Origin of the sequence: Meiothermus cerbereus (assembly GCF_051297115.1) — a bacterium.
GTDB classification, from domain to species: domain Bacteria; phylum Deinococcota; class Deinococci; order Deinococcales; family Thermaceae; genus Meiothermus; species Meiothermus cerbereus_A.
Genome location: NZ_JBEVAL010000074.1, coordinates 1 through 13,108, shown reverse-complemented (window position 1 = coordinate 13,108; position 13,108 = coordinate 1). Strand labels below are relative to the sequence as shown.

The following is a 13,108-nucleotide window of genomic DNA, read 5'->3' as shown; positions in this document are numbered from 1 at the left end:
TGGGGCTGGGTATGGGTTTGTTCGGGTTCATGCTGTATATGATAAGAGCCTGGCTCCCGGGCCAGGTGCGTATACTCAAAGCATGGTACCCGCACGTATCGAAGGTATGGGGGTAGACCCAGGAAACGGCAACCTGATCGTGATGCTCAAGGCCGAGAACGACCTGTTGCTACCTGTGGTGATCGGGGCTCTGGAAACCCAGAACATCATGGTGCACCTCTCGGGTGAGAAACCACCCCGCCCATTGGGCCCCGACCTGTTCTACAACACCCTCGAGCTCCTCGGGGTAAAGGTACTGCGGCTCGAGATTGTCGAACTGAAAGACGGCACCTTTTACGGAAGGCTGGTGCTGGAACAGCGCGGCCTGGAATACGAGATAGACTGCCGCCCCTCCGACGGCATCGCCCTGGCCATCCGGGCTGGGGCTCCCATCCTGATTGCTGAACAGGTCCTCGAGCAGGCTGGGATAAAAGAGTCGCAGCTGACCCGCCAGGGAGAGCCCCCCAAGGCATGAGGCTGCTGCCGGCCCTTCTGCTTGGGCTGGCCCTGGGTCTGCCTGGGCTGGCCCAGCGGCTGGCCGTGCTGGGCGACTGGGGGGCCGAGACCCCGCACCGTCCGCTGGTGGCCCAGGCCATCCAGCAACAACACCAGGCCAGGCCCTTTGTAGCCCTGCTCACCCTGGGCGACAATTTCTACCCCCGGGGCGAGCCGGTACAACGCTACCTCGACGAGCTTCCCCCTGTGCGCATCTACCCCGCCTTTGGCAACCACGACGTCCCCGCCCTGACCAGCCAGCTAAGGCTTTTTGCTCAGGAACAGGCCTACTATCACGTCCGCATCGAAAACCTGGATATAATCGTGCTGTACAGCGAAGACTTTTCCCTCGCCCAGCGGCGCTGGCTCGAGGACACCCTGCGCAAAGCCCAAGCACCCTGGCGGGTGGTGGTGCTGCACCGGCCCCTCTACTCTTCGGGGCTGCATGGGGGAAGCCGGGCCTTACGCCAGGCCCTCGAGCCCCTGCTCACCCAGTACCGCGTAGCGCTGGTACTCACCGGCCACGAACATAGCTACGAGCGGCTCCTGGCCAAAGGCGTTGTTCACATCGTTTCGGGCGGCGGCGGCGCCTGGCTGCGCGGTTTTGTGAGCGTGCGCCCCCAAAGCAAAGTGCGGCTCAAAAGCCCCAACTACCTCGTCCTCGAGGCCACCGCACAGTGGCTACAGGTTACGGCCTACAACGATAAAAACGACGTCATAGACCAGGTAGAGCTCAGGAGGCCGTAGCGAGTTGCATCGCTCCTGCTTGCCCCCACATCAGGCATCCGAGCGCAGGTGCACGTGCACGTGAAAAACCTCCTGCCCGCCCTTCTCCCCCACATGAATACGGATGAAGTAGCCCTCGAGGCCCATCTGCTTGGCGATCCTGTTGGCCGTGAGCATAAGCCTGCCCAGCTTGAGGGCGCCCTCCTCGGTGTCGGGGTAGTCGGCCAGGGTGGGGATGTACTCTTTGGGGCAGACCAGAATATGCACCTTAGAGCGCGGGCGAATGTCCTTGAAGGCAATAAACTCTTCGTCCTCGTAAACGATGCTGGCTGGCAGTTCCCGGCGGATGATTTTGCCAAAAACGGTAGGGTTCTCCATGGGGCATAATCTACCGCAGTGGCCGAGGTGCAGGCCACATCAAAGCGCCACCGCCCAGTCTCCGGGAAACCCCCTGCCGATGACCGATGCGGTTACAGTAATTTCTCGCCACCCCGCTTAGGCTTTGACCATGTCAACCCCCAGCCTGCATATATGCCCCCCACTTTTCGGGAAACACCAGGAGGTTTCAGATGGGTAACAGTCTGCCAGCCAGAGCCCTTTGGACCGGCGTTTTTCTGATTCTGGTTTCCACCCTGGCCGTCATGAGCACCAGCCTCACCCCTACCGCCCTGATTCCGGGGGCGTTGGGCCTGGCCATTGCCCTGTTGGGCATCTGGGCCGATAAGTCCCCCAGCCACAAAACCCTTGCCATGAATATTGCCCTGGGCCTGGCCGTGCTGGGTGTCCTGGGTTCGCTGCAGGGCATTCCCGGCTTCATTACCATCCTGGGTGGCGGCACGGTAGAACGCCCCATCGCAGTTATGGCCCAGTTTGCCACCTTGTTCATCTGCTTGGGGTTTGTGGTGCGCTTTTGGGTAGAGCGCCGGCGCAAGAGCTAGAGCACCGGTAGCAGCATGCGGGCGGGCTCTTCCTTAATGGCTTCCAGCCGCCCCTGCAGGGTATAACCTGCAATGGCCTCTACCCTTACCCAGACGGTCTGGCCCACCCGTACCGGCCCGGTAAGCTCGGCCTCGTAGTAGTCCGGGGTGTGACCATAGGCCCTGCCGCCGCGAAAGCTTTCCACCAGCACCTCGAGCCGGTGGCCCAGCTTGGGCCGCACCCGCGCTTCGGCCAGGCGGGCCGCGAGGACCTGAAGCTCCCTATTGCGGCGCTTGCGCACCTCGATGGGCACCTGAGGTAGCGCGGCTGCACGGGTTTTGGGACGGGGGGTGTAGGTGAACACATGAACGCGGCTGGGCCGTACTTCCTCCAGGAAGGCCAGGGTTTCCTGGTGTTCCTCCTCGGTCTCGGTGGGTAGGCCGGCAATCACATCGGTGGTGAGGGCGAAGCCGGGGATAAGCAAAGAAGCCCGCTCTACCAGGGCACGGTAGTAGTTTTTATCGTAGCGACGGCCCATCAGGGCCAGCAAGCGGGCCGACCCTGTTTGCAGGCTGAGGTGCAGGTGGGGGCGCACCTGGGGCGCAAAGCGGCCCATCACCTGGAGCAGCTCTTCCCCGGTGTCCTCAGGCTCGATGGAAGACAGGCGCACCTTAGCGCCCATCAGGGCCAGCTCTTCTACCAGCCCGGCAATCCCGCCGGGATGGCCCTTGTAGGAGCCCAGGCGAACGCCGGTAAGCACAATTTCCTGAACCCCTGCTTGCAGCAAGGCCTCGGCTTCCCGCAGGGCCTCCTGGTGCCCCCGGTGGCGTTCGCGCCCACGCAGGCGGGGGATGATACAGTAGGCGCAGCCCACGTTACAGCCATCCTGCACCTTGAGGAAAGCCCGCACATAGTTGTTCAAAAGGCCCCGCTCACCCGCTCCCCAGAACTCGTTGGGGGGTGTGGTGATGGGGTCGGCGGGAAGGCCAAAGTGCTGCAGGATAACGCCGGGAAGCTCGGCTTTGCGGCTGTTGGGCAGTACCGCATCGGCCCCCAGCTCGGCCAGTTGCTCGGGGGCCAGCTCGGCATAGCAGCCCGTAACCACGATAAAAGCCGCCGGGTTGGCCCGGCGGGCCCGACGCACCTCCTTGCGGGCATCGGCCTCGGCGCTGGTGGTTACAGCACAGGTGTTGATAACCACCAGGTCGGCGCCGCTTTCCAGGGGCACCACCACCGGGTGCAAAGGTTTGAGCAGGCCCACCAGGGCATCCGATTCCACCTGGTTAACCTTGCAGCCCAGGGTTTTTACCGCCAGCCGCACCCCTTCCATCAGGGGCATTGTGGGGCAGTGGGGGAGGTTCGGTCAAGGGTCGGTGAGGACGAGCGCGGCGAAGTCGTCATCGGACTCGTGTTCCTCCAGCACGCACAGTGGTTTTAAGCGCACCACCTGGGCCGGGGGGTCGTCGGGGCCAGACTCGCCCGTTACGGTGCTCCGGGCCACGCGCAACATCTGCTCCTCGAGCATCTGCAAAAGTTCGGGGGTGGCCTCACGCAGCGTCACGGGAAGGTTCTTTAGTACATGAAATGCAATCGGGTACACGTCCTCGAGGTAGTGCAAAGCCTCCAGCACTTCCGCACAGGAGACCAGGTCGTTACTCACTATGTTGCGTGGCCGCAGGGTTGGGGATTCCTGGGCTTCTAAAATGCTGGTCACGTACAGGTCGAAGCCCGTCTGGTGCCGGCGAATCCAGAGCTTGAGCAGCTCCCGCGCGGTGGGGGTTTGACCGACCAGCATTTGACCGGGCTCGAGTTGGTAAATAGCCTCGGCAAGTATCCGCATGGAACCACTGTAGGGCAAACCGTTTTACAGCAAGGGATTTTCTGAGCGTTACAAAAGCCTTGGGCGTTACGTGCCCTCCTGTTAGCATGGGGCTGTGCTAACCCTGGACGACATCCAACAGGCAGCCCGCCGCATTGCCCCCTATATTCACCAAACCCCGGTTTTTAGCAGCTGGGGGCTCAATGCACTGCTGGGCAAGACCCTTTTCTTTAAGGCCGAACACCTGCAAAAAACCGGCAGTTTCAAGGCCCGGGGCGCCCTCAACGCAGCCCTTCAGTTGAAAAACCCTCGGGGCCTGATTGCGGTCTCGTCGGGTAATCACGCCCAGGGGGTGGCCTATGCGGCCCAGGTGATTGGGGTTCCCGCCCTGGTGGTGATGCCGGAGGACGCCTCCCCTACCAAAAAAGCCGCCACCCGCGCCTATGGGGCCGAGGTCTTCGACCAGGGGGTAACGGTGGAGAACCGCGAGCAGGTGATGCGAGGGCTGGCCGAGCAGACTGGCTATGAGGTTATCCATCCCTTTGACGACCTGCGGGTCATGGCCGGGCAGGGTACGCAGGCCCTCGAGCTCCTGGAGCAGGTGCCTGAGCTGGAGGCTGTGCTGGTAGCGGTAGGGGGTGGAGGGCTGATTTCTGGCATTGCTACCGTAATTAAAACCCTGCGCCCGGAATGCGCGGTGATTGGGGTGGAGCCCGAGGGGGCCAACGACGCCCAGCAAAGCCTCCGGGCGGGCGTGCGGGTTAAGCTGGCGCAGGCCCCCCAGACCGTGGCCGATGGGGTGCGCACGCTGGTGGTTGGGGAGAAAACCTTCCCGGTCATGCAGAGCCATGTAGACCGCATCCTTACCGTACCCGACGAGGTAACCCTGCAGGCCCAGCACCTGATGATGCAACGGCTCAAACAGGTGGTGGAGCCCACCGCCGGGCTGGCTTTAGGGCCCCTGCTCATGCACTACGACCTGCCCGAGCGTGTCGCAGTGATCGTGTGTGGCGGCAACTGGATGCCCTGATCCCTAAATGCCAGGTTCAAAAAGTATTGACCGCTTGCCCTGCAAGGGACTTTTATCGCCAGCTTCTGGGCGTACCCTAGAGGCATGGAAACCACTGCCACACCGAGCGACCTCGAGATCGCCCGTCAGACCAGACTCAAACCCATCGAAGAAGTGGCCGCCAGTCTGGGCATCCCCTCCCAGGCGCTGTTCCACTATGGCCCTCACATGGCCAAAGTGCTGGGCGCGCCGCCCGCGCCTAAGGGCAAGCTCATCCTGGTTACGGCCATGACCCCGACTCCGGCAGGCGAAGGCAAGACCACCGTGGCGATAGGCCTGACCCAGGCCCTGGGCAAGCTGGGGAAAAAGGTAGCGGTGGCCCTGCGGGAGCCTTCCCTGGGGCCGGTGTTTGGCATCAAGGGCGGGGCCACCGGCGGCGGGTATGCCCAGGTGCTGCCCATGGAGGAGATCAACCTGCACTTCACCGGCGATTTTCATGCCGTTACCAGCGCAGTCAACCTGCTTTCGGCCCTGGTAGACAACCACCTGCACCAGGGCAACGCACTGGGACTGGATGTGCGCCGCATCGAGGTCAAGCGCGCCCTGGATATGAACGATAGGGCTTTGCGGCAGGTCATTGTGGGGTTGGGCGGGCCCAGCCAGGGCATACCCCGCGAGGCCGGGTTTGAGATCACAGTGGCCAGCGAGGTAATGGCCATCATGAGCCTGGCCACCAGCCTGGCCGACCTGCAAGAACGCCTGGGGCGCATCCGCATCGGTTACAACCTGGGGGGGCAGCCCGTGTTCGCCCGCGACCTGGGCGCCGAGGGGGCCATGACCGTACTGCTAAAGCAGGCCTTTTTCCCCAACCTGGTACAGACCCTCGAGCACCAGCCCGCCTTTGTGCACATGGGGCCCTTTGGCAACATTGCCCACGGCACCAACTCGGTAGCGGCGACCCGCATGGCCCTGGGGTATGCCGACTATGTGGTAACCGAAGCCGGGTTTGGCTCCGACCTGGGGGCCGAGAAATACATCAACCTGGTCTGTCGTCAGGCGGGTTTCGCACCACAGGCGGTGGTACTGGTGGCTACCATGCGAGCCCTGCGTTTCCACGGTGGACACGACGAGTACGCCCAGCCCAACCCGGAGGCTGTGCGCAGAGGGCTGGCCAACCTGGCCAAGCACCTGGAAAATGTGCGGCTCCTGGGCTACCAGCCGGTGCTGGCCTTCAACCGCTTCCCCAACGATACCCCACAAGAACTCCGCCTGGTACAGGAATTTGCAGCCCAGCAGGGCGTGCAGGTCTCCTTCAGCGAGGTACACGCCCGCGGGGGGGCTGGTGGGGTGGAGCTGGCCCAGATGGTCTTGAAGGCCCTGGAAAACCCCGGCCAGCCCAGGTTTACCTATGCGCTGGAGCAGCCCCTGGAAGAAAAGATTGCCCAGGTGGCCCTTCAGGTCTACGGCGCGGCCAGGGTCGAGTACACCCAGGAGGCCCGCAAAGCCCTCAAGCGGCTGGAAAAAGAAGGCTGGGGCAGCCTGCCGGTCATTATTGCCAAAGCCGCCAGCTCCCTGTCCGACAACCCCAGGCTGCGGGGCCGCCCGGAGGGCTTTAGCGTGACAGTCACCGACCTCAAGCCCAAGTGCGGGGCTGGCTTTGTGGTGGCCTATATGGGTGAGATTATGACCATGCCGGGCCTGCCCAAAGAACCCGCGGCCCTTAGCATTGGGCTGGACGAGACGGGGCAGATTCGCGGCTTGTTTTAGCGCAGCAAGCGCTGCAAAATCCCCTGCACCAGCTGGCCGGTCTGGGCCATGAGCACCGGGTCGGCCACGGTGTCGGTGGGGCGGTGGTAGTTGGGGTCCAGGCCCCGGAAGAAGAAGAGCACCGGCACCCCGGCCTGGGCAAAAGGTACGTGGTCGCTGCCACCCCCCGGTGCGCTACCACAGGCCACCTGCAGGGCGTTACAGTCGGCCAAGGCCCGCAGTTCCTGGCTGCCGCCAATGCCCAGGCTGCCGTTCACGTCCACCCCCACCATGTCCAGGTTGAGCATGGCCTTGAGGCCCCGTACGAGCTCGAGGTGCTGTTCCACAAAGCGCCTCGAGCCCCACAGGCCATCCTCTTCACCATCGAAAAACATGAACCAGATGTGCTCGGAGAGGGGGCTATTTGCCAGCTGGCGGGCCAGCTCGAGCACCGTCACGGCACCCGAGGCGTTGTCGTTGGCGCCCGGGCTGCCAGGCACCGAGTCGTAGTGCGCCCCCACAATGGCCAGGGGGTTCTGGCTGCCCCGCCTGGCGATCACGTTACGCCCCTGCACCTCCTCGGTCACGATGCGCGCATCCAGTACGGCCCGACTTCCCGTCAGAGCAAAAAGTGCCTCCCCGTCGCCAGAGGAGATGGTCACGCCCGGGATGGGGCTGTTGCCCCCAAAGCTAAAACGGGTACCGCTGGGTTCTTCGGTCACCAGGACAACGCCCTGGGCCCCCCGCTGGGCGGCCAGCTGGGCCTTCTCCAGGCCTGGAATTCCACCCCGGCGCACCACCACAATGCTGTTTTGCAGGTTCAGGTTGGCAAAGTCTGCCGCCAGACCCGCACCCGGTACCACCACCAGCGGCCCTTCAACCCGTCGGCCAGGGCTGCCCGCCACGCTGCTGACCGGAAAACTGACCCCTCCCACCTGAAGGCTCGAGCCCTGGTCGCGGGTGCGGTTGTAGGCAAAGGGAAAAAACTCCACAGTGTAGCCTACCTTGCGAAGTTCTGCGGCCAGGTACTCGCCTGCCGCTGCCGCCGCCGGGGTACCCGCTACCCGCGGCCCCTGCGATAGCAAGGCCTGCAGGTCGGCCTGCATTCGCTCGAGCGAAAAGGCCTGGGCCAGCGCCAGTAACGCAAAGGCCACCAGCCCTAAAGCTGCCCGCAAGAACGCGTTTTTACCCATGTCTCAATCTAGTCATCCAGCACATGAGTTGGATGGGTTGCAGGGCGAAAACACCATATGAAGACGTCTAGTCCTTGAACAGCTTGTCAAAGGCCTGCTGATTGCTGTTCTTGCGCTTGAGGCGAAAGAGGTCGTTTTTTAGCTCGAGCACCCCTTCTTTGAGCAGAAGCTCGAGGGTGCGCCGAAGCTCGTCTCTGGAGAGGTTTTCACCCTCTTCATCCAACCAGCGCACAATATCCTTTTCGCTGGCAAACTGTAGTGTCTCGATGGCTTTGAGAACCCAGCCGCGGGTATCCATACCTGAATATACCGCGATATACCCATACAGGTTTCACCCCACCCGAAGCTTTCTGTTTAGCACAGGTCAAGACCGACTGGATTTAGGAACAGCCCGGGGGCCCAACCCACAAACGGGGGTAATCTTCCATTAAGCTGTCGTCTTGTCGCACAATAGGGTCGTGGATCCCTTCAGGGAATACCAGGACTACGTGATAGCGCACCGCCTGCGCGAGGCCCTGGACTTTTTTCCCGGCAGGCTCTACTCGCTAAGCGAGTATGCGACCTTGCGCCTGCGGCGCAGTGAGCTCGTGCGCAGGCTGGTAGGCCGCCAGGGCGATCCTGCGCTTTTGTCGCGCATCGAGCAAATCACCGACGACATCAACTATGGTTTCTGGTCGAACCCTGGCTTGCTCAAAGCCTTTCTAAAGCGTTTATCCCCACAGCAATGCCCGGTGCTTGCTAGCCCCGAAGCCTTCGAGACCCTCCTCTCGCACACCGAGCGGCTGCGGCTAAAGGAGCCGGGTTTGGCGGGCCGGTATTACCTGGGCTGGCTACGCTTGCCCAGCTTGCTGGACGACCCTGCGGTTTTTGGGCAGGCCATGCTCGAGCAAGAACACCTGGCCGAAGAGCTGGGGTTGTTTTTGGACGAGTTTCACAAAGTTGCAGGTTCGGGATAAGCCAATACCACCCCATAGCCGGCCTCGAGCTCAATCTCCACCCGCCCCAAAACCACATTGGAAAGGGTGCGGGTGCTGCCCAGGTGCACCTCGGTTTTTTGCAGCGGCCAGCGGACACCGCGAATACTCAGGCCAATAAAGCCGCCCAGTGGCAACAAACTGAGCCTGGAGTGTTGCGGCAGATCCAGCTGTAGCGTCCCCGGCACCAGCGGATGGGCCTCTTCACTACCTGAAGTCAGCAGGGTGGCAATGCCCTGTCGGGCCAGCCGGATGCCCAGCAGCAGATGGGCCATGGTCTGGTCGGTCTGACCCCCCAGGGCCCCTACCAGAATCAGCTTATCGGCCCCCCGGGCCAGGGCCGCCTCGATAGCCAGTTCCCCATCGGTAAAGTCCTTGTTCACGGGATGTTCTTCACGTGGTATGTGGTGATAGGCTTGCTGGAGTTCCGGCGAGGCCGAGTCGAAGTCGCCCACCCACAACTCCGGCTGGAGCCCCAAAGGTTGGGCATGAACCATACCACCATCCGCCACAATCACCCGGCTCCCACTAACCTGGGCCTTGAGCCGCGGGGTTACAACGATTGAACCGTTTAAGAGAATGGTAAACGGGTGCATGTGGGGTAAGGTTCAGCTATGGTTTTTTGCCGCCGGGCCTGCAAGGGGTTGTCTTATCTGCGCTTGCCCATTCTCCGGCTCTTCTTCCAGCGCAACCACCTTTGACCAATCTACCCTTATCCGGGTGGTGTCGCCAGGGTAAAGCCCCTGCTCCGGGCCTTCCAGGTATAGCCTCTGGCCCCGCCAGGCCAGCTCGAGGGCTACCACAAAACCCTTGAAAATGCGCTCTCGAACAAGCGCTTCTTCTCCCTGGCCCAGCATTATGGCCTCCTGGGGCAGCAGGTGTGGCTGGGCCGGAAGGCCCAGCTGGCGGCTCTGCTGGGCAGTGAACAAGTTGCGGTGGCCCAGAAAACTGGCTACCCAGTAGTTCCTGGGCTGGCGAAAAAGCCGCTCGGGTGAGCCCTGCTGCACAATGGAGCCCCCCCTCAGCAAGGCCACCTGTGCGGCTATCACAAACGCTTCGGACTGGTCGTGTGTAACCACAATGGTCGGCACCCTAATCTGCTGCAAAATGGCCCGTAACTCCAGCAACAGCTCCTGCCGCAGCTTCAAATCCAGCGCTCCCAGTGGCTCGTCCAACAACAGCAAGCGGGGCTGGTTGGCCAGGGCTCGAGCCAGCGCAACCCGCTGACGTTCGCCACCCGAGAGCTGGTCGGGGCGCTTTTGGGCATGGGGCTCCAGATGGGTCAACTCCAGCAAAAAGGCCACCCGCTCCCGGATTCTAGCCCCATCCCAGCGGGCCTCCCGTAAGCCAAAAGCGATGTTTTCCCATACCGTCAGGTGTGGAAACAGGGCATAGTCCTGGAACACAAACCCCACCCGACGCGCTTCAGGCGCCAACAGGGTGATCTCGGTCTCGTCCAGCCAAACCTGACCCGCCTCTGGCATTTCCAGACCGGCAACCAGCCGCAAGAGCGTGCTTTTGCCGCTACCCGAAGGCCCCAGCAAGGCCAGGGTTTGCCCTGGGCTGACCTCGAGCGAGGCCAAAAGCCTGAAACCTGGATAGCTCTTTCCAAGCCCCACCAAGCGCAGCATGGTTCTAGCCTACAGCAAACGGTTCAGGAAGTGTTTTATCTCGAGGTCGGGTGCGCTTGGATCTGTGTGGGCTAGCGAAAACCGCCAAACTTCCTCACACCTGCCCCTATAGTGGCAGCCAGATACTAAACTTGGCCCCCCGGCCCTCCTGCGAGTCCACCCAGATGCGCCCCTGGTGGGCCTCAACAATGGCCTTGGAAATGTAAAGCCCCAGGCCCGTACCCACAATGCCCCTGGCGATGGCGCTTCTGGTACGGCTGTAGCGCTGAAAAAGCTGGCCCTGCTCCTCCAGCGGGATGCCAGGGCCAGTGTCTTCGACCTCGATTAACACCCCATCGTGTGGCCTAGCCCGCAACCAGATGGCACCTTGGCGTGGACAGAACTTGAAGGCATTGGAAAGCAGGTTGCCTACCACCTGGCCAATGCGCTCCGGGTCGGCCTCGATGATGGGCAGTGTGGCGAGTTCCAGGGTGAATTGAATCTGGCTGAGCTTGGCTACCCCGGCAAAGCTCCGGGCAATCTGGGCCAGGGTAGCCTGCAGGTCTACTGGCTGCTTACCAATGCTAAACCGACCAGCTTCCAGGCGCGAGGTGTCCAGCAGGTTGTTGACCATATCCTTCAGCCGCAGGCTACTGTGCTGAATATTCTCCAAAAAACCCCTGAGCTCGGAAGGACTATAGTTATCGTTAAGCAGCAGCTCGCTAAAACCCAAAATGGAAGCCAGCGGCGTTTTAAGCTCGTGTGAAACCGCCGCAATAAACTCCGACTTTAGCCGCTCGGCCTCACGCTCATGCGTAACATCCCGAAAAAGAATCAGGGCCGTGTCGCTTTCCATGGGAACAGTCCGGGCCTCAAAGTCCCGCCCCTCCAGGTTAAGCTCTAGCTCCTCAGACTGCTCACCTGCCAGCACAGCCCGAACTGCCTGTTGGAGCGCCTGGGCCACCTTTTGAACAAAAAGCTCGCCCAGGGTTGTCCCCAGGAAGCGATCCATAGGCAGATGGCTGGAACTCTTTCCTGCCTTGTATTCGCGGATGTTGCCTTCTGAATCCACCAGCATCATATCGTCCGGAATAGCCTCCAATATGGCGCGAATACGCTGTTCACGCTGATATTCCAGAATATTGTCTCGCATCACCCAGATCATACCCAGCAACCCTTGAAAAAATTACGAATGTCCTAATCCTTCTGGGCTATCCTGACTTACATGAGCCTGATCGCCGCTTTTCTGGCCGGAATTCTATCTTTTTTGTCCCCCTGCGTATTACCGCTGGTGCCCACCTATTTGCTTTATTTGGGCGGGGAGCGGGGACGGCCCCTTTTCAACGCCTTCTTCTTTGTGGGCGGGTTCTCGCTGGTGTTCTTGTTGTTGGGGCTGCCCTTCACCATCCTGGGAGGGCTGTTGTCCGAGAATCGGCAATTGCTGGGGCAGGTGGGCGGGGTAATTCTGGTGTTGTTTGGACTATACATGCTGGGCCTGAAGCCCAGGTGGGGGGTTAATTTGCGCTACCAGGGGGATACCAGCCGCCCCTGGGGGGCCTTTATGCTCGGCCTGGTTCTGGGTCTGGGCTGGACACCCTGCATTGGCCCGATTCTGGGGAGTATTCTAACCCTCACGGCCACGGGTGGCGGGGTCGGCTTTCTCCTGGCTTATATCCTGGGGCTGGCCGTCCCGTTTTTGCTGGTGGCCCTTTTTGCCGACCGCATCCGCCCCGCACTGCGCAGGGCAGCCCGCCTTTCTCATGGGGCCGAAGTGCTGGCTGGGGTGGTTCTGGTTGCGGTGGGGATTCTGATGCTTACCGGCTCTTTCACGCAACTCAACAGCTTCTTCCTAAAAATTACCCCTGAGTGGCTGCTGAACCTGGAGAAGAGCCTAATCGGTCAATAATCTGCGCGTATGATGAGTTCCATGCTGATCGAGGCGGTATCGGTTTCCAAGCGCTACGGACGGGACTGGGTGCTACGCAACCTGGATTTCCAGCTGGCTAAACACGAAGCCCTAGCCCTGGTAGGGCCCAACGGTGTGGGTAAAACCACTTTGCTGCGGGTGCTGGCTGGGCTGGTGCGCCCCACCCAGGGCTCGGTCAAACTGGGCGGCAGGGTGGGTTTTCTGGCCAATCCACCGGCTTTTCATCGGCACTTTACTGGATCCGAAAACCTGCATTACGCCCTGCGGCTCGATGGGCGGGCCGACAGCCGCAGCGAGATTCAGGCGGCCTTAGCCCAGGTTGGGCTTCCCTTCGATAAGCCTGTGTTGAGTTATAGCAGCGGCATGAAAAAGCGACTGGCCATGGCAAGACTGCGCCTGCAAAACCCAGACATCTGGCTGCTAGACGAGCCCGAGGCAGCGCTGGACGCAGAAGGGCGAGGCTTGCTGGAAAACCTGGTGAGCTATGCCCGGTCGTTCGGAGGGGTGGTCATCGCGACCCACGACAAAAGCTGGCTTCCGTTGGTAGACCGGGTGGTCGAGCTAAAACCTGCTTGAGCAGGTGTGCCATATATCATACCAACCTTAGATAGATAGTCATTCTTCAGGAATCCACCCGAACCCCGCCACCCCC

Annotated in this window: 16 protein-coding genes; 8 read left to right on the top strand and 8 right to left on the bottom strand. The window is 61.6% G+C overall.

Annotation, left to right across the window (positions count from 1 at the left end; genetic code table 11):
* Positions 1-82 precede the first annotated feature (82 nt).
* Together ABWU19_RS12415 and ABWU19_RS12410 are read left to right on the top strand one after the other, a co-directional pair.
* Entirely contained in the window at positions 83-514 is a 432-nt protein-coding gene (locus ABWU19_RS12415) for a bifunctional nuclease family protein (protein WP_435901994.1), read from the top strand.
* Positions 511-1,281: a metallophosphoesterase family protein gene (locus ABWU19_RS12410; RefSeq protein WP_435901993.1), complete on the top strand. Its 771-nt coding sequence runs from the start codon at positions 511-513 to the stop codon at positions 1,279-1,281. The genes ABWU19_RS12415 and ABWU19_RS12410 overlap by 4 nt, the downstream gene beginning before the upstream one ends.
* Positions 1,282-1,311: 30 nt before the next feature.
* On the opposite strand, the gene ABWU19_RS12405 is transcribed toward ABWU19_RS12410, so the two are convergent.
* Entirely contained in the window at positions 1,312-1,638 is a 327-nt protein-coding gene (locus tag ABWU19_RS12405) for an HIT domain-containing protein (RefSeq protein ID WP_435901992.1), read from the bottom strand.
* Positions 1,639-1,829: 191 nt separating this feature from the next.
* On the opposite strand from ABWU19_RS12405, the gene ABWU19_RS12400 reads away from it, so the two are divergent.
* Complete coding sequence (locus ABWU19_RS12400) at positions 1,830-2,198, top strand: hypothetical protein (protein ID WP_435901991.1); 369 nt, start codon at positions 1,830-1,832, stop codon at positions 2,196-2,198.
* Here the strand turns inward: ABWU19_RS12400 and ABWU19_RS12395 are convergent.
* Together ABWU19_RS12395 and ABWU19_RS12390 are read right to left on the bottom strand one after the other, a co-directional pair.
* A complete protein-coding gene (locus ABWU19_RS12395) occupies positions 2,195-3,499 on the bottom strand; it encodes a MiaB/RimO family radical SAM methylthiotransferase (RefSeq protein ID WP_435901996.1) in 1,305 nt (434 codons plus the stop codon). The genes ABWU19_RS12400 and ABWU19_RS12395 overlap by 4 nt on opposite strands.
* A gap of 42 nt (positions 3,500-3,541) precedes the next feature.
* The gene (locus ABWU19_RS12390; RefSeq protein ID WP_435901990.1) at positions 3,542-4,018 is read right to left on the bottom strand and encodes a hypothetical protein; all 477 of its coding nucleotides are present in this window, start codon (positions 4,016-4,018) and stop codon (positions 3,542-3,544) included.
* Between the two features lie 94 nt (positions 4,019-4,112).
* Between ABWU19_RS12390 and ABWU19_RS12385 the strand changes: the two genes are divergently transcribed.
* Together ABWU19_RS12385 and ABWU19_RS12380 are read left to right on the top strand one after the other, a co-directional pair.
* Complete coding sequence (locus tag ABWU19_RS12385; RefSeq protein ID WP_435901989.1) at positions 4,113-5,027, top strand: threonine/serine dehydratase; 915 nt, start codon at positions 4,113-4,115, stop codon at positions 5,025-5,027.
* A gap of 84 nt (positions 5,028-5,111) precedes the next feature.
* On the top strand, positions 5,112-6,773 hold the full coding sequence (locus ABWU19_RS12380; RefSeq protein ID WP_435901988.1) for a formate--tetrahydrofolate ligase: 1,662 nt from the start codon (positions 5,112-5,114) through the stop codon (positions 6,771-6,773).
* Here the strand turns inward: ABWU19_RS12380 and ABWU19_RS12375 are convergent.
* Positions 6,770-7,945, bottom strand: a complete 1,176-nt coding sequence (locus ABWU19_RS12375) for a M28 family peptidase (protein WP_435901987.1) — start codon at positions 7,943-7,945, stop codon at positions 6,770-6,772. The genes ABWU19_RS12380 and ABWU19_RS12375 overlap by 4 nt on opposite strands.
* A 67-nt stretch (positions 7,946-8,012) precedes the next feature.
* Positions 8,013-8,243: a hypothetical protein gene (locus ABWU19_RS12370; RefSeq protein ID WP_435901986.1), complete on the bottom strand. Its 231-nt coding sequence runs from the start codon at positions 8,241-8,243 to the stop codon at positions 8,013-8,015.
* Positions 8,244-8,403: 160 nt separating this feature from the next.
* On the opposite strand from ABWU19_RS12370, the gene ABWU19_RS12365 reads away from it, so the two are divergent.
* Positions 8,404-8,901: a hypothetical protein gene (locus tag ABWU19_RS12365; RefSeq protein WP_435901985.1), complete on the top strand. Its 498-nt coding sequence runs from the start codon at positions 8,404-8,406 to the stop codon at positions 8,899-8,901.
* Here ABWU19_RS12365 and ABWU19_RS12360 read toward each other — a convergent pair.
* The 3 genes from ABWU19_RS12360 to ABWU19_RS12350 form a co-directional block, all read right to left on the bottom strand.
* The gene (locus ABWU19_RS12360) at positions 8,877-9,515 is read right to left on the bottom strand and encodes a thiamine diphosphokinase (protein ID WP_435901984.1); all 639 of its coding nucleotides are present in this window, start codon (positions 9,513-9,515) and stop codon (positions 8,877-8,879) included. The two genes, ABWU19_RS12365 and ABWU19_RS12360, sit on opposite strands and share 25 nt — an antisense overlap.
* Before the next feature lie 12 nt (positions 9,516-9,527).
* Complete coding sequence (locus tag ABWU19_RS12355) at positions 9,528-10,550, bottom strand: ABC transporter ATP-binding protein (protein ID WP_435901983.1); 1,023 nt, start codon at positions 10,548-10,550, stop codon at positions 9,528-9,530.
* 106 nt (positions 10,551-10,656) lie between these two features.
* On the bottom strand, positions 10,657-11,682 hold the full coding sequence (locus ABWU19_RS12350; protein ID WP_435901982.1) for a sensor histidine kinase: 1,026 nt from the start codon (positions 11,680-11,682) through the stop codon (positions 10,657-10,659).
* A 72-nt stretch (positions 11,683-11,754) separates the two neighbouring features.
* Between ABWU19_RS12350 and ABWU19_RS12345 the strand changes: the two genes are divergently transcribed.
* On the top strand, positions 11,755-12,435 hold the full coding sequence (locus ABWU19_RS12345; RefSeq protein WP_435901981.1) for a cytochrome c biogenesis CcdA family protein: 681 nt from the start codon (positions 11,755-11,757) through the stop codon (positions 12,433-12,435).
* A 21-nt stretch (positions 12,436-12,456) separates the two neighbouring features.
* Positions 12,457-13,032, top strand: a complete 576-nt coding sequence (locus tag ABWU19_RS12340; RefSeq protein ID WP_435901995.1) for an ABC transporter ATP-binding protein — start codon at positions 12,457-12,459, stop codon at positions 13,030-13,032.
* The last annotated feature ends 76 nt before the right edge of the window (positions 13,033-13,108 follow it).

Bases quoted from the DNA above. Each gene is read 5' to 3' on its own strand.
- ABWU19_RS12400 (WP_435901991.1), top strand. From the start codon at position 1,830: ATGGGTAACAGTCTGCCAGCCAGAGCCCTTTGGACCGGCGTTTTTCTG.
- ABWU19_RS12345 (WP_435901981.1), top strand. From the start codon at position 11,755: ATGAGCCTGATCGCCGCTTTTCTGGCCGGAATTCTATCTTTTTTGTCC.
- ABWU19_RS12375 (WP_435901987.1), bottom strand. From the start codon at position 7,945: ATGGGTAAAAACGCGTTCTTGCGGGCAGCTTTAGGGCTGGTGGCCTTT.
- ABWU19_RS12415 (WP_435901994.1), top strand. From the start codon at position 83: ATGGTACCCGCACGTATCGAAGGTATGGGGGTAGACCCAGGAAACGGC.
- ABWU19_RS12405 (WP_435901992.1), bottom strand. From the start codon at position 1,638: ATGGAGAACCCTACCGTTTTTGGCAAAATCATCCGCCGGGAACTGCCA.
- ABWU19_RS12390 (WP_435901990.1), bottom strand. From the start codon at position 4,018: ATGCGGATACTTGCCGAGGCTATTTACCAACTCGAGCCCGGTCAAATG.
- ABWU19_RS12410 (WP_435901993.1), top strand. From the start codon at position 511: ATGAGGCTGCTGCCGGCCCTTCTGCTTGGGCTGGCCCTGGGTCTGCCT.
- ABWU19_RS12360 (WP_435901984.1), bottom strand. From the start codon at position 9,515: ATGCACCCGTTTACCATTCTCTTAAACGGTTCAATCGTTGTAACCCCG.
- ABWU19_RS12380 (WP_435901988.1), top strand. From the start codon at position 5,112: ATGGAAACCACTGCCACACCGAGCGACCTCGAGATCGCCCGTCAGACC.
- ABWU19_RS12350 (WP_435901982.1), bottom strand. From the start codon at position 11,682: ATGCGAGACAATATTCTGGAATATCAGCGTGAACAGCGTATTCGCGCC.
- ABWU19_RS12355 (WP_435901983.1), bottom strand. From the start codon at position 10,550: ATGCTGCGCTTGGTGGGGCTTGGAAAGAGCTATCCAGGTTTCAGGCTT.
- ABWU19_RS12340 (WP_435901995.1), top strand. From the start codon at position 12,457: ATGCTGATCGAGGCGGTATCGGTTTCCAAGCGCTACGGACGGGACTGG.
- ABWU19_RS12370 (WP_435901986.1), bottom strand. From the start codon at position 8,243: ATGGATACCCGCGGCTGGGTTCTCAAAGCCATCGAGACACTACAGTTT.